At 44.2% G+C, this 26,447-nt stretch carries 23 protein-coding genes and 3 tRNA genes; 17 read left to right on the top strand and 9 right to left on the bottom strand.

Annotation, left to right across the window (positions count from 1 at the left end; genetic code table 11):
• Window positions 1-752: 752 nt before the first annotated feature.
• The 13 genes from ACZ5A8_RS16900 to ACZ5A8_RS16840 all read left to right on the top strand — a co-directional run bounded on the left by ACZ5A8_RS16900 (window position 753) and on the right by ACZ5A8_RS16840 (window position 11,042).
• On the top strand, window positions 753-1,373 hold the full coding sequence (locus tag ACZ5A8_RS16900; protein ID WP_229391358.1) for a DUF106 domain-containing protein: 621 nt from the start codon (window positions 753-755) through the stop codon (window positions 1,371-1,373).
• A complete protein-coding gene (cmk, locus tag ACZ5A8_RS16895; RefSeq protein ID WP_464530482.1) occupies window positions 1,373-1,915 on the top strand; it encodes a (d)CMP kinase in 543 nt (180 codons plus the stop codon). Before ACZ5A8_RS16900 ends, cmk begins: the two co-directional genes overlap by 1 nt.
• A gap of 404 nt (window positions 1,916-2,319) precedes the next feature.
• A complete protein-coding gene (locus ACZ5A8_RS16890; RefSeq protein WP_464530480.1) occupies window positions 2,320-3,336 on the top strand; it encodes an RNA-guided pseudouridylation complex pseudouridine synthase subunit Cbf5 in 1,017 nt (338 codons plus the stop codon).
• A gap of 90 nt (window positions 3,337-3,426) precedes the next feature.
• Window positions 3,427-3,509 (top strand) — tRNA-Ser (locus tag ACZ5A8_RS16885).
• Window positions 3,510-4,000: 491 nt separating this feature from the next.
• Window positions 4,001-4,489: a 30S ribosomal protein S13 gene (locus tag ACZ5A8_RS16880; protein ID WP_229391354.1), complete on the top strand. Its 489-nt coding sequence runs from the start codon at window positions 4,001-4,003 to the stop codon at window positions 4,487-4,489.
• A 23-nt stretch (window positions 4,490-4,512) separates the two neighbouring features.
• A complete protein-coding gene (locus ACZ5A8_RS16875) occupies window positions 4,513-5,169 on the top strand; it encodes a 30S ribosomal protein S4 (RefSeq protein WP_322223908.1) in 657 nt (218 codons plus the stop codon).
• A gap of 2 nt (window positions 5,170-5,171) precedes the next feature.
• Complete coding sequence (locus tag ACZ5A8_RS16870; protein WP_011034088.1) at window positions 5,172-5,552, top strand: 30S ribosomal protein S11; 381 nt, start codon at window positions 5,172-5,174, stop codon at window positions 5,550-5,552.
• Between the two features lie 72 nt (window positions 5,553-5,624).
• Window positions 5,625-6,425, top strand: coding sequence for a DNA-directed RNA polymerase subunit D (locus ACZ5A8_RS16865; protein ID WP_464530478.1), 801 nt, complete (start codon window positions 5,625-5,627; stop codon window positions 6,423-6,425).
• Window positions 6,426-6,674: 249 nt separating this feature from the next.
• Window positions 6,675-6,762: transfer RNA gene (locus tag ACZ5A8_RS16860), tRNA-Leu, on the top strand.
• Window positions 6,763-6,877: 115 nt separating this feature from the next.
• Window positions 6,878-6,962 (top strand) — tRNA-Leu (locus ACZ5A8_RS16855).
• A 474-nt stretch (window positions 6,963-7,436) separates the two neighbouring features.
• Window positions 7,437-8,306 (top strand): alpha/beta fold hydrolase, encoded by an 870-nt coding sequence (locus ACZ5A8_RS16850; RefSeq protein WP_464530477.1) that lies wholly within the window; start codon window positions 7,437-7,439, stop codon window positions 8,304-8,306.
• A gap of 201 nt (window positions 8,307-8,507) precedes the next feature.
• The gene (locus ACZ5A8_RS16845) at window positions 8,508-10,136 is read left to right on the top strand and encodes an IS1634 family transposase (RefSeq protein ID WP_464530475.1); all 1,629 of its coding nucleotides are present in this window, start codon (window positions 8,508-8,510) and stop codon (window positions 10,134-10,136) included.
• 705 nt (window positions 10,137-10,841) lie between these two features.
• On the top strand, window positions 10,842-11,042 hold the full coding sequence (locus ACZ5A8_RS16840) for a DUF4926 domain-containing protein (protein WP_464530474.1): 201 nt from the start codon (window positions 10,842-10,844) through the stop codon (window positions 11,040-11,042).
• Between the two features lie 939 nt (window positions 11,043-11,981).
• On the opposite strand, the gene ACZ5A8_RS16835 is transcribed toward ACZ5A8_RS16840, so the two are convergent.
• The 3 genes from ACZ5A8_RS16835 to ACZ5A8_RS16825 form a co-directional block, all read right to left on the bottom strand.
• On the bottom strand, window positions 11,982-12,806 hold the full coding sequence (locus ACZ5A8_RS16835; RefSeq protein WP_464530472.1) for a class I SAM-dependent methyltransferase: 825 nt from the start codon (window positions 12,804-12,806) through the stop codon (window positions 11,982-11,984).
• A gap of 27 nt (window positions 12,807-12,833) precedes the next feature.
• On the bottom strand, window positions 12,834-14,060 hold the full coding sequence (locus ACZ5A8_RS16830) for an iron ABC transporter substrate-binding protein (RefSeq protein WP_464530471.1): 1,227 nt from the start codon (window positions 14,058-14,060) through the stop codon (window positions 12,834-12,836).
• A gap of 366 nt (window positions 14,061-14,426) precedes the next feature.
• Window positions 14,427-15,845: a cytochrome c biogenesis CcdA family protein gene (locus ACZ5A8_RS16825; RefSeq protein WP_464530470.1), complete on the bottom strand. Its 1,419-nt coding sequence runs from the start codon at window positions 15,843-15,845 to the stop codon at window positions 14,427-14,429.
• Window positions 15,846-16,012: 167 nt separating this feature from the next.
• Here ACZ5A8_RS16825 and ACZ5A8_RS16820 point away from each other — a divergent pair, with 167 nt between their 5' ends.
• Genes ACZ5A8_RS16820 through ACZ5A8_RS16805 form a run of 4 tightly spaced genes read left to right on the top strand, consistent with a single transcriptional unit; the run spans window position 16,013 to window position 20,537 of the window.
• Window positions 16,013-17,329 carry an iron ABC transporter substrate-binding protein gene (locus tag ACZ5A8_RS16820; RefSeq protein WP_464530468.1) on the top strand — a complete coding sequence of 439 codons (1,317 nt, stop codon included), beginning with the start codon at window positions 16,013-16,015 and terminating at the stop codon, window positions 17,327-17,329.
• Between the two features lie 18 nt (window positions 17,330-17,347).
• Entirely contained in the window at window positions 17,348-18,646 is a 1,299-nt protein-coding gene (locus tag ACZ5A8_RS16815; RefSeq protein WP_464530466.1) for an iron ABC transporter substrate-binding protein, read from the top strand.
• Between the two features lie 9 nt (window positions 18,647-18,655).
• Window positions 18,656-19,726 carry a FecCD family ABC transporter permease gene (locus ACZ5A8_RS16810; protein WP_464530464.1) on the top strand — a complete coding sequence of 357 codons (1,071 nt, stop codon included), beginning with the start codon at window positions 18,656-18,658 and terminating at the stop codon, window positions 19,724-19,726.
• Window positions 19,727-19,730: 4 nt separating this feature from the next.
• The gene (locus ACZ5A8_RS16805) at window positions 19,731-20,537 is read left to right on the top strand and encodes an ABC transporter ATP-binding protein (protein ID WP_464530463.1); all 807 of its coding nucleotides are present in this window, start codon (window positions 19,731-19,733) and stop codon (window positions 20,535-20,537) included.
• A gap of 151 nt (window positions 20,538-20,688) precedes the next feature.
• Here ACZ5A8_RS16805 and ACZ5A8_RS16800 read toward each other — a convergent pair whose 3' ends face one another.
• From ACZ5A8_RS16800 to ACZ5A8_RS16775, 6 genes are all read right to left on the bottom strand, one after another.
• Entirely contained in the window at window positions 20,689-21,234 is a 546-nt protein-coding gene (locus ACZ5A8_RS16800) for a gamma carbonic anhydrase family protein (protein ID WP_464530461.1), read from the bottom strand.
• A 799-nt stretch (window positions 21,235-22,033) separates the two neighbouring features.
• On the bottom strand, window positions 22,034-23,080 hold the full coding sequence (hypE, locus tag ACZ5A8_RS16795) for a hydrogenase expression/formation protein HypE (protein ID WP_464530459.1): 1,047 nt from the start codon (window positions 23,078-23,080) through the stop codon (window positions 22,034-22,036).
• A 49-nt stretch (window positions 23,081-23,129) separates the two neighbouring features.
• Complete coding sequence (gene hypB / locus ACZ5A8_RS16790) at window positions 23,130-23,801, bottom strand: hydrogenase nickel incorporation protein HypB (RefSeq protein WP_464534180.1); 672 nt, start codon at window positions 23,799-23,801, stop codon at window positions 23,130-23,132.
• A gap of 262 nt (window positions 23,802-24,063) precedes the next feature.
• A complete protein-coding gene (gene hypA / locus ACZ5A8_RS16785) occupies window positions 24,064-24,465 on the bottom strand; it encodes a hydrogenase maturation nickel metallochaperone HypA (RefSeq protein ID WP_464530457.1) in 402 nt (133 codons plus the stop codon).
• Window positions 24,458-25,576, bottom strand: coding sequence for a hydrogenase formation protein HypD (hypD, locus tag ACZ5A8_RS16780; protein WP_464530455.1), 1,119 nt, complete (start codon window positions 25,574-25,576; stop codon window positions 24,458-24,460). The genes hypA and hypD overlap by 8 nt, the downstream gene beginning before the upstream one ends.
• Before the next feature lies 1 nt (window position 25,577).
• Window positions 25,578-25,856, bottom strand: a complete 279-nt coding sequence (locus ACZ5A8_RS16775) for a HypC/HybG/HupF family hydrogenase formation chaperone (protein ID WP_229391343.1) — start codon at window positions 25,854-25,856, stop codon at window positions 25,578-25,580.
• Window positions 25,857-26,447: the final 591 nt, after the last annotated feature.

The raw sequence follows: 26,447 nt of genomic DNA, 5'->3' as shown, positions 1-26,447 counted from the left end.
TTTTTATGATAATTTATGAGAAATTATTTAAAACTATGTTTTGATTCAGCACTTTCAAAAAAGATGCTTCAACACTTTTCCTCAACGACTCGTTCACATCGGACAAGCGAAAACAAGAAATTGCTTACCTTTGAGGTATGGGTCCTGCCGGAAGTGATCTCTAAGAGCCTCTCCGTTTATTTTTCTCCATCTCAGTGAACCAAAACTTTAAAGTAAGCCTCTTTATTTTCGGAAATATGATTCCTCGAAATCTTAACAGCCACCGAAGCTGCCAAAAAGGATCGTGCTAACGAAGTGCAACCCGGCTGGAAAATGATATCTTTGCTTCATTCTCTGCCAGTTGCTTTCCGATGGAAAACCAGCAGAAATTTTTGATTAATTGATGACTACAATTATATTTTGTCGGGACAGGCAAATTATTACGAAGGATCCGAATTTAGATGGATTTCGGGGATTAAAGTTATTGAGTATTGAGATAGACTTCTTTCATACTGCATCTTTCTGTTTCCAGATTGAAAAATGCCGCTATCAAACTTCGAGTGAATAGTAGAACTTATATATACATCGAAACTTATTATCCTGAAAACCCTGTGTAAACAATTTTAATACGGCTCTCCTTAGAGTTTGTTTATTTGTGCTTTATGTTTTATCAGGCTTCATTCTCTCTGATTCATTCTTCGTTTGAAGGAATCATAAGATCATAACCAAAATTTCAGAATTATATTTATTGAACCTTAAATGGTGAGGACAACTTGGTTTCAGAGGTATTAAAAAAGCAAATAGACCGGTTCCTGCTGGCTTTCGGTTTTTCTCTTATGTTCGGGATAATGATCCTTGGACAGGACTTCAGGCAGGCAGTAGGTGAAGCAGTAGGCGTTTTAATGGACCCTGTGCTCATGCTGGTCGGACAGAACAACTTCCACCTGGTCCTTTTAGTTATGGCTGCCATCACTGCCCTATACGCGTCTCTTATCCAGAAGTACACTATTGACTGGGATCTCATGAGAAATACTCAGGAGCGCATGAAGGTTTTTCAGAAGGAGTTCCGGGAGGCACAGCTTTCCCAGAATACCTATATGCTGAAAAAACTTGAAGACCAGCGTAAAGAGATGATGGAAGACCAGATGAAGATGTCTAAGCAGCAGTTTAAGCCCATGGCTTATATCAGTATCATCTCCCTTCCTCTCTTCATGTGGGCTTATTATTACATTAGCGGGCACGGAGCTGCAACCATGGTCTTTCCCTTCTGGGGCGAGCAGCTGCTTACTTCGAAAGCTTTTGGTCCCTTCCAGCACTGGATCTACTGGTACTTTATCTCCTCTCTCGGGGTCAGCCAGCTTATCAGGAAGGCACTTAACATCGGTGGGGTCTAATGCAGATCACAGTGAGCGGGCTCCCCGGAAGCGGGACAACAACCCTCTCAAGGCTCCTGGCCGAATATTATGAGCTTGAGCTGGTCTCTTCTGGTGAAATCTTCAGAAAGATGGCGAAGGAGAGAGGAATGAGCCTGGCTGAATTCGGAGCCTTGGCTGAAAGGAATCCCTCTATTGACCTTGACATCGATAAGAACCAGAAATCCATTATCCATACCCAGGACAATATCATTCTCGAAAGCCGGCTTGCAGGCCATATGGCTCAAGGGGTACCGCATGTGCTTAAAATCTGGATTAAAGCCCCATTGCTGACAAGGGTCAGGCGTATCCAGAGGCGCGAAAAATCAATCTCCTTTGATGGAGAACTGGAAAAAACGGTTGAAAGGGAAAAGTCAGAAGCCCTCCGTTATAAGAACTATTACGAGATTGATATTACGGATTTATCAATTTACGATATTGTTATCGATTCTGAAAAATGGAACCAGTACCAGACTCTTGACATCCTCAGGGTTGCTATTGATTCTTTGATGGGGCCGGAGTGATTTTCGTCATCCCGCCGATTTTCCCCGATATTTCCCGGGCAGGTCCTTAAATTAGCACAGGGTTTTATCTGCCGGGTCCTTATATAGTATGTCTATACAGGATCTATGATTCTTGCCGGACATCTGCTCGATATCTGTAAATGTTATCTCTCTGCAACCGTTGGCATGACGGTTGCCCTACTGTGTTGCCTGAACAGGGCGTAACTATCTTTGCTGAAAATTATTTACTGGAAATTGCCTGTACTTTTCTGAGACTTCAGGTTTATTACAGGTATTTTTGATTTATTTGAATACTTTAAATACGAGTGTTTCAGATCTAAAGAAATTCGTATCTAAAGAGTATTTATATCTGTACGCATTACCCACTTGAATCCATAAACATAACCCAGGAGTTTTGAAAAACCATGTCATCCGCCGGCAAACTGCCTGCCGAAGTTGAAAGAACCCTTGTCCGGAAGTCTGGCGCCTGGACAAATCCATCCTATGGCTGTCCTCCGGAAAAGCGCCCCATTCTTGAATACATCGAAAAAGGAGTGGTGAATGTTGACAAGCCCAAAGGACCTACAAGCCACGAAGTTGCAGCCTGGGTAAAAGCTATACTTGACGTAAACACGGCAGGACATGCTGGCTCTCTTGACCCTAAGGTCACAGGGCTTCTGCCCACGCTGCTGGGAAAAGCTACAAAAGCCGTACCTGCTCTGCGCCTTTCAGGAAAAGAGTATATCTGCCATCTGAAGCTTCACAGGGCTATGCCTCCGAAGATGGTCCGCCAGATATGCGAGGAATTTACAGGTCCTATCTACCAGATGCCTCCTATCAAATCAGCTGTTAAACGTGTCATAAGGGTAAGGACAATCTATTACATTGAGGTGCTTGAAATTGAGGGCACGTCCGTTCTTATCCGCGTTGGGTGTGAGGCAGGAACTTATATCAGGAAACTCTGTCATGACATCGGGCTTGCTCTGGGCTGCGGCGGGCATATGCAGGGACTTCGCAGGACTAAAGCAGGGCCGTTTACGGAAAGAACCCTTGTCACTCTTCATGAACTCAAAGACGCATATGTGTTCTGGAAGGAAGACGGAGATGAGTCCGAACTGAGAAGGGTGATAAGACCAATGGAATCGGCTGTATCCCACCTCCCTAAAATTATCCTCAGGGACAGTGCGGTAGATGCAGTTTGTTCGGGCGCTTCCCTGGCAGTCCCTGGAATTACAAGCCTGGACGCCAATCTGACTAAAGGGGAACTTACAGGTCTCTTTACCTTAAAAGGTGAGCTTGTGGCTCTTGCAAAGTCTGAAATGAACACCCAGGAGATCCTCAAGGCTTCTGCAGGTATTGCAGCCTCTCCTATTCGGGTACTTATGGAAGCAGGAACTTATCCAAAAGGTTGGGCTAAAAAAGAAGAGAGTGTTCAGCTCTAACCTTTAAAATTCTTCCTTCTTTACGCATTCCTAGAATAAGATTTATATATCACTATTCCGTTATGGTATAAGTCGTGCCATAAGTTCTGTGCCGAGGTAGTCTAGTGGTAGGGCGCAAGCCTGGAAAGCTTGTGGGGCTTAGCCCCTCGGGAGTTCGAATCTCCCCCTCGGCGTCAGGTTTTTCTTATTCTGATGTGTACAAATTTTTGGATATTTCTTCACATATTTCTTGTATTACTTCCACTGCGATCTGCTTCTACTTTTGCTATTCCTTTACCTATCCTTGATTATTCTATACTTTTCATCTCATCCCTGCACACTCCATATTATTCTATACTTTTCATCTCATTCCTGTACACTCCATACTATTCCTGTACATTCCATACTATTCCTGTATACCTTATACTATCCCTACACTTCTACTATTTTCTCTATGCTGTTTTTCTATACTATTTTCACATTTTCTCCTTATTCAAAAATCTCCGTTAGCATCTTTCAGCCCCTCCAAATATTCACTTTCAGTGGGGGGCGAGCGTAGATATCCTTATATACTGGCAGCTGCATGTAAAAGAACTCATCAGTATATGCTGTAAAGAAGCTCCTTTTGAGAGCTGCTCCTGAGTTTTCGTGTATTCTTTCAGGGTATTCGATCAGGGGCTACAGGATGCTGTATGCACTCCAATGGAGGAAATACATGGCAGAAGAAAACAATAAAGAAGAACTAAGGCATCTTGTTCGGATTATGAATACCGACCTGCAGGGGGCAAAGCCCGTACAGTATGCTCTTACAGGTCTTCCCGGAATCGGGAGGCGTACTGCAATACTCATTGCAAAGAGCGCAGGTGTTAACCCTGCTGCTACACTTGGATACCTTCCGGATGAGGAAGTAGCCAAACTCGACACTACAATCGGAAGATTTGAGGATATCGTCCCTACCTGGATGCTTAACAGGCAAAAAGACCTGGTCACCGGACAGGACAAGCACCTGCTCGGAACGGATATCGTACTGACTTTCAGGGAAGACATTAACAACCTGAAGAAGGTTCGTGCCTACAGAGGTCTCAGGCACGAGAGAGGCCTTAAGGTCAGAGGACAGAGGACAAAATCCACAGGCCGCCGCGGATCAACTGTTGGTGTGAGCAGGAAGAAGTAATTTTTCGTTTAAGGTGATTTGAAATGGCATATCCAGGTAAAAAAAGTAAAAGTTACGAGACTCCCAAGCATCCCTGGCAGGAAGCCAGGATGGCAGCTGAAGTCCAGCTCGTGAAGGCATACGGCCTCAGAAACAAAAGGGAAGTCTGGAAAGCAGCAAGTATGCTCAGGATGTACAGATCCGAAGCCAGAAAACTTCTTGCACACGTTGCTGGCGGGCAGGGAATGGAGCTTGAAGGACACTACAGGACCCAGTCCGAAGAAATTCTTTCCAAACTCATCCGCTACGGCATTATAAAATCTGATTCCAATATTGACGATATTCTATCTTTAAAGACTGAAAATATCCTTGAAAGAAGGCTTCAGACCCAGGTTCTCCGTCTCGGGCTTGCCAGGACCGTTATCCAGGCACGCCAGTTCATCACTCACGGCCACATTGCAATTAACGGAAGAAAGGCTACAATTCCGGGAATGCTGGTCTCAAAGGATGATGAGATGCACATCGGGTACTATGGAAACTCTCCTCTTGTGAGTGAAGCTCATCCTGAAAGGCCTGTCCAGGTCGCATCCTTCCTTGCAGACAGTGCAACAACCCTTAAGGCTGCTGCCGAGGCAAAGCAGGCAAGAGAAAAGCCCCCTGAGAGAGGCGGCGGCAGGAAGAAGAGAGGCGGGAGGAGATAAACATGGCAGATATGAAATGGGCTGTAGCTCACATTAAGTCCTCATTTAATAACACAATTATCACAGTAACTGATATCACCGGGGCTGAAACCATTGCAAAGTCCTCTGGTGGTATGGTCGTAAAGGCTGCAAGGGACGAAAGTTCTCCTTACACTGCCATGCAGATGGCAGGCCAGCTTGCTGACCAGCTCAGGGACAAGGGCATCAATGGCATTCACATCCGGGTAAGAGCTCCTGGAGGAAACAAGCAGAGAAGCCCCGGACCCGGTGCACAGGCTGCAATCAGGGCTTTTGCGAGAGCAGGAATCCGCATTGGCAGGATCGAAGATGTTACTCCTGTCCCGCACGACGGCACCCGTCCGAAAGGCGGAAGGCGTGTATAAAGAGAATTATTCAGAGAATTCTTCAAAATTCTCTTTTTTTAATGTATTCAAAATGAAGGGGAATTAAGGTATATGACGATGGAAGTAGACATTCTGGAGTTATCGGATAGATCCGCAAAGTTTGTGCTGTCAAAGGCAACCACGGCTTTTGCTAACGGCATCCGGCGTGCCATGATCGCCGATGTACCCACTCTTGCAATTGAGTATGTAAACCTTTATGACAACACCTCCGTGCTCTATGATGAACAGCTGGCTCTCCGTCTCTCCTTAATCCCGCTTGTAACGGATATAGAGACGTATATGCCTCAGGCTGAGTGCGAAATCTGCGGAGGAGAAGGCTGCCCTGCCTGCGAGGTCTCCCTGACCCTCAGTGCAGAAGGGCCCGGGATTGTTCATTCGCGGGACCTCATCTCTTCTGACCCTAAAATCCAGCCAGCAGATCCCAATGTACCGATTGTTGAGCTGAAGAAAGGACAGAAGCTTGTGCTCGAGGCTATCGCCCATATGGGTTACGGCAGAGACAGCGTAAAATGGCAGGCAGGCGTTGCTTGCGGCTACAAAAACGTGCCTATTATAACCATTGAAAACTGCGATGCCTGCGGGCACTGTGCAGCAGAGTGTCCTAAGAGCATTATCAGGGTTGAAGAGGCCGGAGCAAGGGTTGCTGAGGACGACGTCATAAGGTGTTCCCTCTGCAGGCTCTGTGAGCAGGTATGTGACATTAACGCTATAAAAGTGGACTTCAACGAAAGCGCTTTTGTTTTTACCATGGAGTCCGATGGTTCATATACAGCTAAAGACCTTGTTCTTAACGCCGCAAACGTGGTTAAGGGCAAAGCCGAAGGTCTTCTGGCAATTCTGAACCAGCTCTGAACCCAGCTTCATCTGTGGTTCAAACCAATTTTTCCGGAGCCAAATTTATTCCTTTCTGGCCCCGGAAAGAGCTCTATGTCCGGAGAGTTTCCTCTACCCGCACACCTCGGGAATTACTCCGTTTACTGCGGGATATTCTATCAATTATTACCAGCGTTCCTCATGACTCGAAACGTTTATATATTATCCATGATATTGTGAGGAAGTGCAAGGCGCAAGGCGCGCCGGAATTTAAAAGAAAAACAGGATGCGAGGGTTGCCCAGCCAGGTCAAAGGCGCTAGGTTGAGGGCCTAGTCTTGTAGGAGTTCGTGGGTTCGAATCCCATCCCTCGCACCAGATTTCTTAACATTGAATTAATATTGGTACTTTAAATTCAATATGTTTTTATAGAAAATTTTATACTAAGTCCTTAAAACCAATTCATTTATTACGTCGAAAATTACATCGAAATGCGAGGGTTGCCCAGCCAGGTCAAAGGCGCTAGGTTGAGGGCCTAGTCTTGTAGGAGTTCGTGGGTTCGAATCCCATCCCTCGCACTAAATTCCTTAATATATTAGCTTCAAATTTAATGCTTTTTTGCAGAAATACTTTTTTCAGAATAAGTTTATAATAAAGTTTCTACTAAGTTCTTAATGTTTATTCATTTGCTACCTCGAGATGAGGGGGTTTCACAAGCCAAGTCAAAACGTCAGGTTGATGGCCTATTCTCTTAGGGGTTTTTGGGTTCAAATTCCATCCCCTGTATAATTACGGCTTAGCCCGGTTTTTTATTTTGTTCCCGGCAATAATGAACTCGTTGAGAATAAGAGAAGCAGCGCATTGGCGAGTCTCTATTTCGTGCATATTCATAATTTATTCTTTCATAATATCAGATCGTCTCACGGGTTCGACAGGCGATGCATGGGTCCAGGTTTGTAATAACTTTGCCCATATCCAATACCTCGGGGAAATATCAAGACCCGATTCTGTTTGCCTTCTCAAGCGATTCTGCCAGGAATGAAGGTTTTACAATGTCCAGCCAACTAGCCTCTTTCAAAAGCTCAAAAGGTGAAGCTGAGTATGTATCAGCTTATGATGCTGTCCTGAAACTTTGGTCAGTACCTTTTGAAGAATATGATATAATGACCCGCTTCGGAACTACTCATATTATCGCGAGCGGATCCAAAGGGTCGCCATCACTGCTTGTGCTGCATGCCACCGGCACAGGTTCCACGATGTGGTTCCCAAACATCGGCGCTTTAAGCAGCGTCTGTCGCGTTTATGCTATCGACATCATTGGTGAGCCCGGAAAAAGCCTACAGTCCCGGTTACTCAGAGATAGGGAGGATTGTGCTAACTGGATGGGTGAGGTAATGCAGGGTTTGGGTTTAAAGCGAACGAGTATTGCCGGATCATCTTATGGGGGATGGCATACGCTCAATTTTTCTTTATTTTTCCCGGATAGAGTTAACAAAATTGTCGCTCTTGCACCTGTAGCTTCAATTCTGCCGTACAGCTGGTCTGTGCTCTTATTGCTCCGCTTTCTCCATTATTTGCCCATTAAACCTAACCCATTAAGGAGTTTCTTTAACAAGGGTTTTCACCCAAATGAATTGTTTGCCAGGCAATTCGCGAGTGGTGTAAAACATTTTCGCTACGCTAACCCTAAAAAAAGCATTTTCCCTAACGTGTTCAGTGATATTGAGCTAAGCAGAATCAATATTCCAACACTTTTTATTGTCGGCGAAAATGAGTTTATTTATGATGCCTTCGATGCTGTCGAAAAAGTCAATCTGTTGATGCCAATCATAGAAACAAAACTGATCCCTAATGCAGGCCATCTGGTCTCTATGGAACAGCCTGCTCTGGTAAATAAGCATATCTTGGAGTTTCTAGGATAACAAGATCTTTTATTTCTCGCTTAGAGATGTTGCCTAACTGGTAGAAAGAGTAAATCAGTTTAATGAAATTCCATGAAGAGATTCTTCCCGGACAAAGACTATCAACCTGAATAATAGTCCAATATCTTCATTAAACCTGCTTTCGGCAGGTAAACCTATAAATTAATATCATTAATTTTATATCTCTTTCTTGGTTATCCCATGGCAGAGAAAAACAGTAGTAGAAGAGTTGAATCCTCCTTAAAACGTACACGGTTCTTAGGTCACCTAGGTCTTATGGCTGGAGTTTTCCGAGAACTTGAAGTTGACAAACTGATCGATGAGAAACTTCCCAAAGAACGGAATCATAATGTTCCTCACTCAGTCTGCATCCTTGCCATGGTACTCAATGGTCTAGGTTTCATAGGGCAACGTCTGTACCTGTTTCCTGATTTTTTCAAAAACATTTCTACTGAAAGGCTTTTTGGAGACGGTATAACAAAAGAAGACCTGAATCAATATGCTATCGGAGAGACTCTTGACAAAATCGTAAAATATGGCCCTACAAAACTGTTTACGGAAATTACCCTTCACATTATGGCTCGTCTACCTATTCCTGTTCACTGTTTACACTCTGACACTACAAGTGTCAGCGTTTATGGTGATTATGAAGACGAAGAAACTGAGTCTATTGATATTACTTTTGGAATTCCCAAAAACGGAAGATGGGACCTCAAACAATTTGTACTGAGCTTGATTGTTAATCAGCATGGAATACCTCTTTTCATGAACACACATTCAGGAAATGCTTCCGACAAAAACACAATTCTGGATGCAATAACGTCTCTCAAATCAGTTTTAAGACCTGAAAGCAAAGTGTACTATGTCGCTGATAGTTCCTTTTACACAGACAATAATATCCAGAATATCGGAAAATCATTCTGGATCAGTCGTGTTCCTGCAACAATTTTCGAGGCAAAGGAACTGCTAACTGCAAATCTGAACCTGAAAACGCTAAAAAGTGATGAGAGGTACTCTTTTTATCAAACCTTTGTGGAATATGGCGGAGTCAAACAAAAGTGGGTTTTGCTGCTTTCTCACAAGATGAAGGAGAAGAAAGAGAAAACTCTCAGGACGAAACTTGACAAAGAGGTTGAAAAAGCAGAGAAGGCTTTTAAAAAGCTGAAAGGAGAGGACTTCTTCTGCGAAGAGGATGCATCAAAAGCTGCAGAGAAATGGATTAAAGAATTCCCTTCTATTGTTTTTGAAAAAGTTGATTTGAAATCCATTAAAAAACGTGAATCAGGTAAAAGAGGCAGACCTTCTAAAGATGAGGAATTAAAGACTTATTTCAGGATTGATGGAAGCATAAAGGTTAATGATGCTTTTGTTTTGAATGAAATGGAGAAAATGGGACTTTTCATTCTTGCGAGTAATGATATCACTCTTTCTCCGGGAGAGATGCTGAAGTATTACAAAGGACAGGACAATGTAGAAAAAGGATTCCGATTCTTGAAAAGTGATACATTTAGCATATCGAAAGTCTACCTAAAGAATAAAAGCAGAATTGAAGCACTGGCTATGACAATGGTTCTCTGCTTAATGATTTATTCAATTGCAGAATGGAAATTAAGGACAAAATTAGAGGAAGAAAATGAAACGGTTCCAGATCAAAAAGGAAAGCCAACAAAAAGACCTACGATGAGATGGATATTTGTCAATTTCCAGGGAATTACAGAACTTATTTCTCAGAAAGAAGGTGAAGTAAATTCAGAAATACTGAATATGGAGGATCTTCACTGGAAGATATTGGGTCTCATGGGAGAGAAATATGAAAATATCTATCTCTAATTACGTTAACCTGCCGAATGTAGGATTAAATACCTTGTTTTTTATTATTACCTTCCTGAGTTTACCCCCATCTTTTTGTAATATGCGTTCGGATATTTTTTGAAAAACCTTACGCCATTAATACGACAAAGTTGAATACTTGGTTTCGTAGGAATTCGTGCGTTCGAACCACACCCTCATACTCTCTTTTTATAAACTATTGTTAAAACTTTCTTTTTGATCCTGGATCTATTGGAACACTTTAAATCTACCCTTTACGGAGTTTTTTATTGCTTATAGTCCCTTTTGATTATTTTTACAATCAAGGTTATTAAGGAAACATCTGAAGGCATCGAAAGTTACCTTTCCACCACCTCGGCAGCACTTTCCTGATGGTTGACGAGAATGGTCTTGAGGTCGAATGCGCCGATTACTTCCCCAAGGCAAGGTTCAGGTATGCGGTCTGAAGAAATAAGGGTTTACAGGGCAGGAAAATGATGGTGATACAGGCTAATATACTACGGTGGCTGATGTACTACGGTGCAAGGTATTATTCTCCTGAGTACATGATGTTTGTATGCATCCCTGTACCAAACTCAACAAAACTAGTGCAAGGTATTATTTTCCTGAGTACATGATGTTTGTCCAGCCCTGCACCATATCCCTATATAAGTGGAACCTGATAGTTCAATACCAACGACTTTGTGGGTTAAGGGAGTGATTAACGTGAAGTTTTCAGAAATGGATGTTGTAAGAGTAAAGAAAGACATTCCTGAGGAATGTATTAAAAAAGGAGATGTCGGTTCCATAGTGGTTGCATTTCGTGAGCCAGATGAAACCTATGAAGTTGAATTTGTGGATAAAAATAATAATTCTAAACAGCTGGTGCTTTTGCCGGATGAAATCGAAAAAGCAGAAGAAGCGTAAATAAGCATCAAGCAGGAAAATGATAGCTGTGCCACAATTTCCGCTTATCGATACACTAATCCCATTCCTGCTCCTGTTGTTTATGTTACAACAACCTCTACTATGGCACAAATGAAAACTTGCCGACAATAAGATTTAATTATTTTTCAACAATGTCAATCAGTTGAGTGAGACTCAATATTTCAGCTCTCATTCACGTTCCGGTGGCTATGTTTGAGGATCTGCAAGCCATGATTTTTCATATACATAATAGCTCCTGTAAAGATAATCTGTTTTGATAGAAAGTTATTTATAATATAACATAGGAAATAGGTTACCTCATTCCTATAATAGAAGATAAATGTAAGCTTTATTTAAGGAACTTTAATTGCTATAACTTTAAAACGGAGGTATAAAATGGAATACGAACTTGAAGAAGTCGAAAGAGATTACATAGAATTCAGAAAGGAGATCGGTGAAGAGTAATAAACAATGATGAAATATCGAACAATGAAGAATAATGAGGATAAAATATTTAAGAACCCGGTCAGAGTCTGTTAGTATAATTGCTGACCAGATCTGAAAAAACAGGTATATTGGCCATGTTTCATCATCAAATAGAAAAAGAGAAGCTGATTTCGAACCTGTCAAATATGGGTATTATAAAATATGCGTATCAAATCACGCAGAAATCCCTTTTCTTCTCTTTTCAATTCCACGATTCTGCTTTTTAACCATCTTATATGCATCTGATATTGCAAATATCCATGTAGCGAAGACTGTGAAAAACCCGATAATGAGAGCTATCAAACAGAGGCTGACTACCAGTGCGGCAAACAGTGCAAATCCTCTATACAGATCTCCTGCATTTTTTGAGAAAAAGAAGAGATTTGGGAATAATGGCAAAGATTTAGATATGGGAATATATGGGATTATCTCTTATACGCCATCCGAACTGATTCACGACTTTTCCCACCACAACCAAGCTGTATACGATTTTTCCTTCATTCTGATGCTTCCATTCTCGCAGGAAAATGCTTCGGATATATACTTTTGTAGTATTGCATCGTGTTCGGCTGTGGTCGCGTTGACAATCCGTCTGTAATGAGTAACTGCTGCTTCCATTCCCGGGTAGACCAGTTCCCAGTAATCAGGGTATACGGTGACATTTGGGTATATCCCCATGTCGTAGAGCACTTTATATATGCAGTCGATCTGCGGGTGGATGTTATACGAAGTGCCGTGGACCCTCTGCCAGGCTTCAGCATACGTCTTTTCCCAGGATGGCATACCTGCGAACCAGTTCAGGTAGACGTATTTCGAGGACACGTCGTTCATTTTAATTACCGCCTCTCTGATATCCGGCATGGCCAGGGAAAATGAGGCGACGACCACATCGTACGGAGCGTTCAGGTCTTTGAGATCGACATCTTCCCACTTCTTCTGGACCCAGGAAACGTTATTCAGCCCTATAGCTTTGATGTTCTCTTTCAGGCAGTATAACATGCCATCTGAAGGCTCGACAGCAGTGACGTGCTTAACCATGCCTGCGAGCGGTATGGTCAGTGTACCGGGACCAGATCCGATATCCAGGATTTTTGAATCTGGAGTGAAATCAATCCGTTTGATCAGGTTTCTGGAAAAACTCCAGTTGTCCATCTTGATCTGCGTGTCATATTTAACCGCCTCTTCCGTTGTCCAGAACCTGTCGCTTTCAAAGTTCGTCTTTTTGCTCTCGGTCATCATCGTTTTCCAGATTTCTCCGTAGTCGATCGTATTATTCATCATAACAATTCTCCTCAAAAATTCTCCTCAAAAGTCCTCTTCTTCCATCCAGTCTAGCCATTGCGCTGACCTGAGACCTCTGGCAGTTTCGTCATCGACATGATAGACGTGCTTATAGAAGTCCAGTACCCATTCGTGGACTTTGATATCCTGGAACCTGTCCGGGTAAGCTGCTTTTGCAGTTATCATCAGGTCGATAGGGTATTCCAGGCGCCGAGCGCAGTTCGAGGGTGTCCACGGCATCGAATACACTTTCTTATTCTTGACCGCACTCAGCTCATTCAAGTTCTGGTAGTACGGCGCTTCGTAAAGTTCCCGGGCCGGATGGTATCCCCATGAAGTAGCCAGTAATATGATATCAGGGTCCATGGCCAGAACCTGCTCGGCATTCAGTATCTTTGCGGTACCGGTATCTCTGTAGGCGTTCTTTGCATGTACTATACCCTCTATAGTGTACGACTCAGGTGTATCGATGCCCCATGAGTGGCCTGCGCCACCGGCTTTCCTGGCATTTGGCGAAAGGCCGAAGTATAATACCGCAGGCTTGCTTGCCTCAGGCATATCGCTGGTCCTGTCCGATATCATCTTCTCAGTGCTCTGAATGTAGTTGACCAGCTCAAGAGCATCCTTCTCTTTACCGAAAATTTGTCCAATAATTTCTATCTCGTTTCTCATAGTAGAGAGGTCCGAGTTCGAGTAGTATGTAGGGGAATACAGGACTATCACAGGGATTCCAAGCGATTCCATCGTTTCGATCGTTTTATTCATCATATCACGGTTGTCCCACCCGACCGTACAGTCTCCTACCCTGAGAATAATTATGTCAGGATTTGAACTTGCAAGCGTTTCGTAGCTGATGACGTTGTACTGCTGGGGTGTCAACCTGACAGTCTCGTTTAACAAAGGGTCTAAGTAAAGCATCGTGTTTTTACCATTCTCATACGTAAAATTTTCTCCCTTGACGCTCGGGAATATATATGTATAATCGGAGGTGATCGTGGTACCAACGGCCACGATAGTGTCCTGAACACCCAGGCTGATCATCGTACATTCTACGAAACCGTCGCTGATCACAGCTACCCTTGTAATGTCTTTCGGCACTTTCACCTGGATGCCTCTCATATCTGTGATATTATTGGATTCATCATTTATCGATGAAGCTGTCGCTGGCAAAGTGTTTTTTTCTGATATGCATCCGGCAAACGGCAGGCTAATGAGTATAATTAGAAACATATAAACTATCAATTTAGTCATAAAAACCTCAACCTCGATCGTTTATTAATTAACCATTATTTGCAGCCTTTTGTACTCGGTTAAGGCACAAAAACATCTGAAAACGCTACTTTTTATGTTAAATATCTAACATTCAAATCGGGAAATCGCTATGTGCAGTATTCAAAGTTATATCTAAAAAAATATTAACAATAACAAAGATTTGTAGCACGTTAACTGCTCCAACCATTAATAAAGTTGCCTATTTTAAAGTATGTGTGTTACTAGGTGTTATAAATTGTTAAAAAAGAGGTCTAAAAAATGAAGTTTTATCCTTTCATGAAATTATTTATTGGCAGACCTTCATTGTTAAAATTTTGTTGTATTGATCGCTTCAACTTTGTATGTTTATATAATGTCAAATGCCAGCACTGTAGCCAGAATAAAAAGAGTGATCCCAGTTGCAATGTTCAGAACGGCCCGGTACCGTGTCCTGATCGCATCTAACCGACGGGCAGAAAACCCTGTGGAGAGCAACACTCCGAGCACCAGTACAGGCAACACAACGCCGATATCATAAGCCAGCAGGTAATATAATCCCTGAAATGAGTTGCTCTGGTCGGCCATCATGCCAAGTATCGCGAGATATGGCCCGCCAGCGCAGGGCATTTTTATCAGGCCGAATCCCAGCCCAATGGCAAAGCTGCAGCCAGCCATACTTATTTTGCCATACGGCCGCAGCAGAGAAACGAATTTTTTGAACCCGGCATCCGACAGGCTGTGCTCATAACGGAATAATGTCCTGAGTATCATGGAAAAGCCGATGACGAGCATTGAAACAATGATCGCATATCTTGCTATGTTATACATGGACGGCATGGTTATACTGATCCTGTAAAAGCAAATGCCGATCAGTGAATACATGAAGAGCAGCCCTGCCGAAAACGCCGTTACATTAAGAAGCAGCAAGTACCGTCTCTCGCCAGAGGCTGCCAGTGTGGTCATATATGCCATGATTGCGAGGATACACGGGGAAAAGGCAGCTACGATTCCAGATGCAAATGCAATGGGAATTGAGAGCACCGACATTGTGCTGACGGGCACATAACTGTCTGTGATAATGTGACTGCCGCAGTCATCTTCGTAATATACGGCAGAAGGGGATACATAAGAGGTATTGCCTCCCGATAGCAAATATGTGACCTTTTCCTCAGCACCCGGCTGTAATAGGCCGCTCCAGTAAAATTGTCCTGAAGCTAATCGAGAGCCCTCTGTCAGCCCTCCCGAGAGACTGACATTAATAGCCTTGTTGCCCTGGTTGGAGATATATACTGTTACCGTGACGTTACTGTCGCTTTCACTCTTTTTTACCGCCGTCGTATGCACAATTACTGGTGAAGCATACCCGTAAGAAGAAACTATTGTATCCTTAATATTCCTCAGGACCGCTCCGTACTCTTCCTCCAGGTTTGCGGGGCCGATGACCGTATGGTTATCGATGATCAGATTCGGGATATCTATTAGACTATATCGGTCGATATAAGACGCGCCTTTTCTTGAATTAGCTCTTATTTCCTGATAATCTATCGATAAGCCTTCTTCACGGGCTTCTTCAATGGCCTGCCTGACTGCTGGCATTGCTTCGATACACTGGTGACAGCCTTCATCATAGAGGTATACTACAGTGATTTGCTTCATATCGTCCGCATAAGCGATTAAAGGCAGCGCAGTAAGAAGTAAAAAAATAATGATTAAAAATATGGGCAGTTCATACACTGCCTCATCCATGTGATTCCCGGAAAACCAATGATCGATAGATCTTGCCATTTTTAACCCTTTATACTAAACTTCTCTATCATGCCTCTGCATGTTATATATAATTTTTAGCAATAATTGTTATCTTTTCATATAATAATAACTATAAAAACTAATTCGATAACATTATGTAGTAAAATGTAATACTAAGAAATAAATTATTGCTACAGGAATTGTATATGAACGATAGGCCTAACAATAGTAATCGAATAAGCAAGCCTTCGAGTTATTTTAATTTTAAAAAGGGCTTTGTGCTGTGTGTACTTGTAACACTCCTTATAGTATCGGTAGAAGGGTGTATGGAACAGACAGGCCAGGTTACAACAACTGCCGCAGACTCGCCGACGACATTAACCTCGCCTGATGAACAATACAGGTACGTAACGGATATGCGGGGCGTACAGGTGAAAGTGCCGAAGGATGTCCAGCGTATCGCTACGATTGACGACGGGTTCGTTGAAGGCGTCCTGACGAATCTTAGCGAAGTTGATAAAGTAGTTTCCGTCGGCTCTGTTGGGCTAGGTTCCAGTTCATTTTATCAGTCAAATATTACCCTGAACTCCGGTACAAACTATACTTTTAGCGGCGGGTCAAATACGATGTGCCTCGTTAATCCCTGGTTAGTAAATGTATCCTGTACGGAGTCTTCGTCAGGCATGACCATCATTAATTACGAAAAACTGGCAAGTGCGAACCCTGACGTACTCATAATAAGGGTCGGTGACTGTACGATGAGCGCCACCAGTACCGAAGATAACGACAAAAAAATCTCGACGATCGAGTCGCTGGGCATACCCGTAATCGTGCTCTATTCCCCGAACAATTACAAGAATTCCGACCTGAACACCATGCATGATGAAATAAGTGTAATCGGACAGCTGTTCGATAAAGAGGAGGAGGCAATGGTCCTGGCAGACTATCTGGATAATACGGAAAAGATGATCCTGGACAGGACTAAGGATATCCCTGAGGATGAAAAGGTCACAGCACTGTATCTCGGGCTCTCTTCCAAGGCCAGACAAAGTGGCGGTGCTGGGTATGTAAGTGGCACTGATACTCCGGAATCGTACATCCTTGAGACTGTTGCCAATGGCAAGAATGCTTACCGGGATCTCGGCTCGGGCAAGCTGCTCAATGCCGAACAGGTACTGGCATTAAACCCTGATGTGATTTTTTTACCCACATATTCCGGATACCATCCACCTATCGAACTTCAGGACGCGATATATTACCAGAACATGCAGGAACTCCAGGCCGTGAAAAACAAGCGTATCTATTCCATGCCTTACACGCCGAGAAATTGTGACCGTCGTGTCGAGTATCCGCTTGACCTGCTGATTGTCGCGAAGGGGTGCTATCCTGATCTTTTCCAGGATATCAAGGTCCATGAGTTTGCATTGAAACTGTACCAGGACGTGTACGGGGTGGACCGTGCAACAGCAGAAAAAATCAGGTCGGCTCAGTACCTTGACTGGACGGTAGAGTTCGATTTCTAAAAACACGGCGGGTCAATAATGAGAAAGAGTATGGGGATAAAACCAGGCAAGAGCTGTGTATTCTCCCTTGATAAGTATGTTGCGATATCCTTTATCATCATCATGCTGATTGCCTCTCTGGCAGGCTGTATTGGTTGGACAGGCGATTCAGGTGCTGATGTTACGCCAGGACCTGTACGGGCAAGCTCGGATGACTACGGGTACAGATACATCACGGACATGCGTGGCGTGCAGGTAAAAGTGCCAGAGGATATCAAACGTGTCGCTACTATTGACGATGGGTTCGTTGAAGGCGTCCTGACCAATCTCAGCGAGATCGATAAAATCGTAGCTATCGGCTCATGGTCTCTCAAGAAAGACTACTCATATACGTATCCGACGATAAATGGCACGAACTATTCGTACACACATGGGTGGAATACAATGAAATACCTGCATCCCTGGCTGAATGAAACCCCATGTATCAACTCTCCCCAGGGAAACATTGTCAGCTATGAGACACTGGCAGATGTGAGCCCCGATGTTGTCATCATGCGGGTGGGGGACTGTACTGTTGGTGCCAGTGATGAGGAAACGATCACGAAGACGATATCAACGATCGAGTCGCTGGGAATACCGATACTGGTACTGTATTCACCTTCATATTATCAGAATTCTGACCTGAGCACGATGAGAGATGAAATGCGCGTGATCGGCCAGTTGTTCGGAAAAGAACAGAAGGCGATGGCTCTGGCTGATTACCTGGAAAGCACTGAGAAGATGATCCGGGAGCGTACCAGAGACATACCGGACAATAAAAAGAGCACTGTACTCTATATCGGGCTGTCCCCCAATGCCAGAAGTTCTGGCGGAGCAGGGACTGTAACTGGTACTGACACACCCGAATCCTACATCATTGAAAATATCTCTAATGGTAGAAATGTGTACCGTGACACAGGCTCCGGCAAACTTTTAAATGCTGAGCAGGTGCTGGCTTTAGACCCTGATGTCATACTTTTGCCTACGTCAAACGGGTTCCATCCGCCGCGCGAGCTGTACGAAGCGCCATATTATCAGAATCTGCAGAACATGCGAGCGATCCTGAACAAGCGAGTGTATGCTATGCCGTGGACGCCTATGAACTGCGCCCGACGGACAGAATACCCGATTGACATAATGATCATCGCCAAGGCCTGTTATCCTGACCTGTTCAGCGATATCAAAGTTCACGAGTTCGTCCTTGATTTCTATCAGGACGTATACGGTGTGAACAGGACAACCGCACAGGATCTTCGTTCAAACCAGTGGCTGGACTGGACGGTGGAGTCTGATTTTTAGGTGTTTATCATGGAAGAAGTATCGACTGACGTGAAAAAATCGGCCCTCACAGCCCTCGATTTTTTTGAGGCGAGGAAGCTGTGTATCATGCTCTTTCTCGCTGTTGTTATGGTGGCAGGCGGGATGGTCACGATCTGTTTGGGGACCTATCAGATTTCTATATCGGAAGTATACTCTATCATCGCCACTCATCTGTTTTCACCGGACAACGCGGATTCCCTGAATAAACTGAAAAACACGATCATCTGGAACATCCGCTTCCCGAGGGTCATTATGGCTATAACCGTCGGCATCGGTCTTTCTGTGGCCGGGGCGGTTTATCAGGGATGTTTCCGCAACCCTCTTGTGGAGCCATACATCCTTGGAGTGTCTTCGGGAGCGGCGTTCGGCGCGGCGCTTGGGATTGTCTACCCTCATATCTTTATTTCTATACAGCTAGGTGCTTTCGTTTTTGCTTCGCTCTCCGTATTCCTGGCGTACACGCTGGCAAGGAGCAGTGGACAGACGCCAGTGGTCACGCTGGTACTTGCCGGTATCATCATAGGCTCGATATTTTCCGCTTGTGTTTCCATCATGAAATACCTCTCAAATGATACACAACTGAGAGAGATTGTCTTCTGGATGATGGGCGGCTTCTACTACACCACGTGGAATGACGTATATCTGACTGTGCCTGTTGTGTTAATATCCGTAGCTATCATGTGGTTCTTTGGGTGGAAGCTGAACGTCCTTTCCATGGGCGACGAGGAATCCCGGGCGCTGGGTGTGAACCCGGAAGTTTTTAAGTTTATTTTCATCGTGCTGGCAACGCTGGTGACTGCCATCTGCGTATCTTCGGTCGGGATTATCGCATGGGTAGGTCTGATGATGCCCCACGCAGCCCGCCTTATCCAGGGGCCGGATAACCGTTTTGTCATTCCCACAGCAGCGCTGATGGGCGGTGTTTACATTATCTTTTGTGATACGATTGCGCGTACTCTGACCTCGGCAGAAATTCCTATCGGGATCATCACAGCCATCGTAGGTGCGCCTTACCTCGTGTATCTGCTGCGTAGCAAAGAAAAGGAGATCTTCGGGTGATTATATGTTAAAAGTAGATAACCTGAGCTTCGGGTACAACAGCGTACCCGTATTCAAAGACGTTTCATTCAGGGTAAAGAAAGGTTCCTTATGCGGGCTTTTCGGGCCAAATGGTTCAGGGAAGACAACCCTGTTCAAGTGCTGCATGAGCTTTCTTAAGTACAATAGCGGCGGCGTATCCATTGACGGGTGCGACGTCAAGAAGAAAAAGATCGGGGCGCTGGCAAAACTTGTCGCCTACGTGCCCCAGGAACATAAGCCGCCTTTTCCGTATCTAGTCAAGGAAGTCGTGCTGATGGGCAGGACTCCTCACATGGGGGGTATCTTCGGCATTTCTGAGGGTGATAGGAATAAGGTCAGGGAAGCCATGGAAATGCTCGAGATCTCCCATCTCGCCGATAAGCCCTATAACCAGCTTAGCGGCGGCCAACGCCAGCTGGTGCTCATTGCAAGGGCTCTGGCACAGGAAACGCCGCTGATGCTGCTGGATGAGCCCACGTCCGCCCTGGACTTCTGCAACCAGATACGGATCTGGAATATTCTGAAGAAGATATCCGCGAAAGGGACGACCATACTGGCCTGCAGCCATGACCCCAACCACATCTCATGGTTCTGTGACGATGTTGTTGTCATGTACCGGGGAGGCCTGGTCGCAAAGGGGAATCCAAAAAGCGTGGTATCCGAGCAATTACTGAGCACTATATTTAACGATATTTGCAGTGTCGGCTACATGGACCGCCTGATGATGGTGTATCCGAAAAATATTCAGACCGAATGTCCAGTAGCTACGATAACCAATTGTTCGCCATAAAGATTATAAACAGACAGGTATAGTGCCAATATAATTGTTTTTAAGCTAAACGCCGCCGACAATAACTTATTAACCGTGCTCGCAATAGTAGCAGGAGCAATTTCAGTAATCTGGATTTACTTCTGCCATTTCTTCCCTGTTTACTTCCTGTTCAGGTCATTGAGTTTGATGCTGCGAAGGCGTATTTCTTCATCTCTTCTCTATACTCTCCGGCCATCTCTACATACTCCGCTGCATTTTCTTTTATAGCCTCAACCTCTGCCTCGTTTGTCTCCCTTTTTATCGTCCCCGGGACTCCGATAATAAGGCTGTTAGCCGGAAACTTCTTCCCCTGAGGCACAAGCGCATTTGCTCCCACGATGGAGTTTTCCCCTATCTCTGCCCCGTTCAGCACGGTTGAGTTCATGCCAATAAGTACATTATCTGCTATTTTGCACCCGTGAAGCACAGCCCCGTGCCCTACTGACACATTATCGCCAACCTGGACCCTATTTTCAGGGTCCGCATGAATCACCACGCCGTCCTGAATGCTTGTCCTGTTTCCTATCTCTATTTTGTTCTGATCTCCCCGGAGCACGGCATTAAACCATATGCTTGAAAAACTCCCTACCTCAACATCTCCGATTAAGTTTGCAGAATCCGCAACGAAAGCCGTTTCAGCAATCTTCGGGCTCTTCCCTTTAAAATGTATTATCATCTTATCACCCTACTTTTCCATGCTTTATTTTTCTCTTTATTTACTCTTTCTCGCCTGACATTATTTATATCGTTTCTCGATTTTAGCTCCATGCATGGAATCTTCTTTCTACAGCCTTAAAAATAGTTCTCACTTCAGATTGCATAATAATAAACGAGGTATGCAATGACCGTTATCGCCAAAAGTGCCTTGCCCCGAATTTCGCCTCGCCCTAATTGTACCTCGCCCTAATTGTACCTCGCCCGAATTGCGCCTCGGGAGTACGCGTCCTTTTCGCTCCACTCCGTTTCGCTCAAGAGGACTAATTTATAAGTTTTAGTAATGAACTTTGCTCGAGCTACTTTTCAAATATTTATAACCAGTACAACCTTATTCATCATACTGGGTCGTTTCTGTCACGTTCGATACAGGAGAGTGGCTTTCCTAAGAATACAGTAAAGAAGATAAAAAGAAGATATAGGACATAAAAAAAGAGAAAAGCCTAAGTAAAAACGATCGAGAAGGCCTGTAAGAAACCAAGAGGGAACAATAGAAACCCGCAAATAAAAATAACCGAAACTCAGTATGATAGCAAATAAAAAAGAATTAGATGCCTGAAAAAATGCTCTATTTAGGTCTCTTTCTCTTTCTTTTTTTGAAGGGCCGCCAGACAAGCTGGCGGAGACGCGTATTGCCTGTGAATTAAAAAGTGGTTTCCAGGGTTAAGGTAAGTATTTCTCTGAAAAGGTAAAGGAGGAATCTTGATTGCACCTTTCTGAGATAACCAGGCGGCTGTCTGATCTATCAGCAGCCTTCCCTCTTAACATACTCTGGGAATCGGATCTCCAGCCGGGACATCCACATAACGCATGCCGCCGAAGCGGTTCCTGAGGATTACTTCTCCTTTGTTTTCTGCAGTAACCTCTCCGATAAGAGCTGCGTCCCTGCCGTAGGGGTGTTGCTTCAAGATCGAAAGAATCTCTTCTTCAAAGCCGGATTTGACTCCGATGATGGCTTTTCCTTCATTTGCCACTTCAAGGGGATCAAGGCCCAGCATTTCACAGGCTGCAGTGACTGCGGGCTTGAAGGGGATCAGGTCTTCTTCAAGCATGACTCCAACCCCGGATTTTGATGCCATCTCGTTGAGGGCGTTTGCAAGCCCGCCCCGAGTCGGGTCTTTCATAGCTGTAACTACCGGTTTTCCTTCCGGTGTTTTTATTTTCAGGATTGGCTCTATAAGTTTCCAGAGGGGTGCGGAGTCCGAGACAAGATCAGTATCGAAGTCAAAGCCTTCCCTGTGAGCCATAAGAGAGATCCCATGGTCGCCTATAGTGCCAGTGACAAGGAGCCGGTCTCCTGGCTTCAGGCCTGAGTCCCTTACAGGGCTGTCCGTTATGCCGAGGCCAGTTGTATTCAGGATGATTGAGTCAAGGGCGGTTTTTTCCATGGTCTTGGTATCGCCTGTAATTATGGGCGCTCCAGCCTCAGTAGCGGTTTTATCCATTGTTTTGATTATCTCTTCAAACTCATGGATTGGAAAGCCCTCAGGGATTATGACTGAGCAGGTAAGGGCAAGGGGCTTTGCTCCCATTACAGTGAGGTCATTAATGGTGCCTGAAACCGCCAGGCGTCCTATATTTGTGTCCGGGAAGAAAGCAGGGGTTATCACATGGCTGTCTGTTGTCAGCACAAGTTCGGAGGCAGGGTTAAAGTTTTCAAGTCTGACCGTAGACCCGTCATCAAGGCTGTCAAGCCCTATCGAGCCTGCGCTTTTGTTATGGAAATTCTTAAGGATAATCTCCCCTATGAGCGCCTGCATCACTTCTCCGCCTGCCCCGTGCTCCAGGGAAATAGTATTGGCTTTCATGTCCGGTCTCCTTTTCCTTTTATCAGCGTTTGAATCGCTTTGAATCGGCTTAATTTCTCTGAGCTTCCTGTGCTCTTCTGAGCCCGAGTTCAATAAAGCTTATCCAGGTCTCAAGGCTCTCCCAGTCGTGTTTTGATGTTAGGATAACCGGCACGTCAGGGTTTAAGGAGAGAATGTCGTCCCTCATTTTTTCGGAGTCAACATCAACTGCATGGGCAATGTCGACCTTGTTTATGACTGCAAGTTCTGCAGTTTTGAAAATCATGGGGTGTTTCAGGATGATGTCATCTCCTTCAGTGACGCTCACCACAACTGCTCTGAGATGTTCTCCAAGCTTGAAGTCCACAGGACAGATCAGATTGCCTACATTTTCAATGATAAGAAGGTCCGTATTTTCAAGATCGATCTCATCGAGGGCTTTTTCCACCAGCTTTGCATCCAGGTGGCATTCCTTTCCCGTATTTACAGGGATTGTCGGCACCCCGAGTTTTCTAAAGCGTGAGGCATCCATCTCTGCGATAACATCACCTGCGATTACCGCTGTTCTGTACTTTTCTTTGAGGTGCCTGACAGCCTCTTCGATTAGAGTGGTCTTTCCTGACCCGATGGCTCCCATAACGTTGACTGAGAAGACTCCATGTTTGTCAAGAGCCTTCCTGTTTTTTTCGGCGATTTTGTCATTTGCCTTGAACACATCGTGTCCCATGTGGATTACATGCATTAACATAAACATCACTCGGGGTTACTGGTTATCTTGATGGAAAATCACTCATTGCTATTGAATTCAACTTTGTGGAGCAGGAAATATGTCCAGGTATGTATGTTTGAATGAAGTTTTTTAGTTGAATTTTTAGTTGAATTTCGAGTTGAATTTATAGTGAATCTATTGTGAATTTTAGTGGGTATTTAAGTGGATTTTTTGTAAGTATATTTTATAAACCTGCTACCTTTTACCACATTTATATATTTGCCTGCTTTGAAGTTTATTTTTCTACTTCTGTCTCAATATCAATACTTTTTATAATCAGCTCTCTACCACCTGTGATGCGAGCATTTCTTCCGCATACCGGGCATTCAAGCGCTGCTATGTATTCCAGAAGTTCGCTTCGGAGTTCGCCATCTTTTCCGATCTGTGTTTCGTCCACAGTGCCTGTGTATCCGCACTCACATTCCAGGGAAGGTGGTATCATCTCTACGACAAACTCCGCATTTTCGGCAATGCTCCCCTCTGCAATTGCCTTAAAACAGAAGTTCAACTGATCCGGATTTGTATGAGCAAGCCTCCCCACTTCCAGGATTATATGCCTGACTTCCAGGGCTTCGTGAGCTTCTGCAGTTGCTATTACCTGCTCAAAGATCTCACAGGCTATGGAATACTCATGCAAACCTGCTTCCCCCTTCCCGCGAGTATCTAAACCAGTTATAGCACATACCTTCCTGGCTGACCATACAGGGGCCTGTCGGATTTTTAGGGGTGCAGTCTTTCCCAAAGCTCGGGCACTGGGAGGGTTTTGCTTTCCCTGTGAGGATAGCTGCACAGATACAGCGCTTCTTATCCTTTTTGTCCGATTTAGCTCTAATCTCTGCAAGGGAAACGGCGTAAAGGTCTTCGTGCTTTTTTGAGGCGTCTTTCTCCTCATACTCTTTCCTGAGAACAAGCCCCGAACCCTCTATGTTGCCAATGCCTCTCCATTCGGACTCCGAGGTTTCGAATATCTCATTCATCAGTTTCAGCGCTATTTTGTTCCCCTCTGCCTTTACAACCCTCGGATATCCATTGTCAACTCTTGAGACTCCTTTTTCTGCCTGCTCCAGGAGCAGATTTATTCCTAGCAGGATGTCTCTTGCCTCAAACCCGCTTACAACAACAGGAAAGCCTTTTTCTGCAAGAGGTTCGAAGGGCTTTGTCCCTATAATGGTTGCTACATGCCCTGGAGCGATAAAAGCATCAACTTCGGCATCTCTGGCAAGAAGCTCTACTGCAGGAGGAGTTTGCTTCTGGGAGGCAAGTAGGCTGAAGTTTTCAGGTGTATTCCTTAGGAGGGCAGCTGCATTTGCAGGGACTGTGGTCTCAAAGCCTATCCCAAAAAAAACAACATCAAGCTCAGGCTTTTTATTTGCAAGGGATACAGCATCATCAATGCTGTAGACCATCCTTACGTCTGCTCCTTCAGACTTTGCATCCAGCAGGCTTTCTGCCGAGCCCGGGACCCTCATCATATCCCCAAAAGTGACTACAGCTACTCCACTCTTTGCAAGGGCAATTGCAATGTCAATGTCTTTTTCGGGGGTAACGCATACCGGGCATCCGGGACCGCTTATGACTTCCATATTCTGCGGAAGCACACTTCTGATCCCGTATTTTGATATGGTCCTTTCGTGAGTGCCGCAGACATGCATTATGCGGAGTGAAGTTTCAGAAGCGTAAATCCTTTCCAGAAGCTTTTTTTCAAGATCAGGCAGAGCGGGCTTTAAAGAAGAGTCCTTGTTTTCCATTTCATTCAGCGTCCGTTTCTTCGGAGAACCTCGTTTCAAAGATATCTGAATCTTCAAGGCCTGATATCTGCCTGAGCAGGCGCATGGTTTCTTCACTCTCTTCTTTCGAGATTTCAGATATTGCGTACCCAACGTGGACAAGGACATATTTCCCGAGCAGAGATTCACTGGCACCTCCGAGCAGGTCCATGTTTACATCTCTGCATATCCCGCCCATATCAATCGTGGCAGTGTTTTCGTTGACGATGCCCTTAATTTTTCCAGGAATAGCTATACACATATTACCTCTACTGTTTTTCTTTCCTGCTTTTCTCTTCTTTTTCTTTTCAAAATCTGGTAATACGAAATCTATTTTCAGTTAAAACAGTCCAATAAGAACAATCTTTTAAGAGGACTGTTTTTTAAGAGGACTGGTTTGAATGCAATTACTCTTCATTTGAATTGATACTTAAAAATTCTATTTGAATAATACTTGAACGACGCTTTAATTGATTTTGAATAATGCTTTAATTGATTTTGAATAGTGCTTTAATTAACACTTGAATTGATACTTGAAGTTATGCTCGAATTCTATTTGAATGATGCTTGAATTGATATTTAACTGATATCTGAATTAATATTTTGAGAATTAGTATTTGGTTCAGTTTAATGATCTCTTTTGAGAAGACTTTTACCAAGGTTATAATTCTGAGGTTAATGATTGATGAGGAACTTACCTTCCCTAACCGCTCTTATTTTTCGTCTGCCCTTACTTCTTATGACTAAACGAATGCAGCTAATATACAGGGTTTATGGCATACTAAAAATATAGTATGAAAATATAGTATGAAAATATAGTATGAAAATATAGTATGAAAATATAGTACACTAA

The sequence above is a fragment of the Methanosarcina subterranea genome (assembly GCF_055385895.1).
Note: the sequence above shows the minus strand (reverse complement) of the source record. Positions and strands in the feature narration are given on the sequence as shown.

Coding starts and splice junctions, on each gene's coding strand:
- cmk (WP_464530482.1), top strand. CDS start 1,373: ATGCAGATCACAGTGAGCGGGCTCCCCGGAAGCGGGACAACAACCCTC.
- ACZ5A8_RS16890 (WP_464530480.1), top strand. CDS start 2,320: ATGTCATCCGCCGGCAAACTGCCTGCCGAAGTTGAAAGAACCCTTGTC.
- ACZ5A8_RS16880 (WP_229391354.1), top strand. CDS start 4,001: ATGCTGTATGCACTCCAATGGAGGAAATACATGGCAGAAGAAAACAAT.
- ACZ5A8_RS16875 (WP_322223908.1), top strand. CDS start 4,513: ATGGCATATCCAGGTAAAAAAAGTAAAAGTTACGAGACTCCCAAGCAT.
- ACZ5A8_RS16870 (WP_011034088.1), top strand. CDS start 5,172: ATGGCAGATATGAAATGGGCTGTAGCTCACATTAAGTCCTCATTTAAT.
- ACZ5A8_RS16865 (WP_464530478.1), top strand. CDS start 5,625: ATGACGATGGAAGTAGACATTCTGGAGTTATCGGATAGATCCGCAAAG.
- ACZ5A8_RS16850 (WP_464530477.1), top strand. CDS start 7,437: ATGTCCAGCCAACTAGCCTCTTTCAAAAGCTCAAAAGGTGAAGCTGAG.
- ACZ5A8_RS16845 (WP_464530475.1), top strand. CDS start 8,508: ATGGCAGAGAAAAACAGTAGTAGAAGAGTTGAATCCTCCTTAAAACGT.
- ACZ5A8_RS16835 (WP_464530472.1), bottom strand. CDS start 12,806: ATGAATAATACGATCGACTACGGAGAAATCTGGAAAACGATGATGACC.
- ACZ5A8_RS16830 (WP_464530471.1), bottom strand. CDS start 14,060: ATGACTAAATTGATAGTTTATATGTTTCTAATTATACTCATTAGCCTG.
- ACZ5A8_RS16825 (WP_464530470.1), bottom strand. CDS start 15,845: ATGGCAAGATCTATCGATCATTGGTTTTCCGGGAATCACATGGATGAG.
- ACZ5A8_RS16820 (WP_464530468.1), top strand. CDS start 16,013: ATGAACGATAGGCCTAACAATAGTAATCGAATAAGCAAGCCTTCGAGT.
- ACZ5A8_RS16815 (WP_464530466.1), top strand. CDS start 17,348: ATGAGAAAGAGTATGGGGATAAAACCAGGCAAGAGCTGTGTATTCTCC.
- ACZ5A8_RS16810 (WP_464530464.1), top strand. CDS start 18,656: ATGGAAGAAGTATCGACTGACGTGAAAAAATCGGCCCTCACAGCCCTC.
- ACZ5A8_RS16805 (WP_464530463.1), top strand. CDS start 19,731: ATGTTAAAAGTAGATAACCTGAGCTTCGGGTACAACAGCGTACCCGTA.
- ACZ5A8_RS16800 (WP_464530461.1), bottom strand. CDS start 21,234: ATGATAATACATTTTAAAGGGAAGAGCCCGAAGATTGCTGAAACGGCT.
- hypE (WP_464530459.1), bottom strand. CDS start 23,080: ATGAAAGCCAATACTATTTCCCTGGAGCACGGGGCAGGCGGAGAAGTG.
- hypB (WP_464534180.1), bottom strand. CDS start 23,801: ATGCATGTAATCCACATGGGACACGATGTGTTCAAGGCAAATGACAAA.
- hypD (WP_464530455.1), bottom strand. CDS start 25,576: ATGGAAAACAAGGACTCTTCTTTAAAGCCCGCTCTGCCTGATCTTGAA.
- ACZ5A8_RS16775 (WP_229391343.1), bottom strand. CDS start 25,856: ATGTGTATAGCTATTCCTGGAAAAATTAAGGGCATCGTCAACGAAAAC.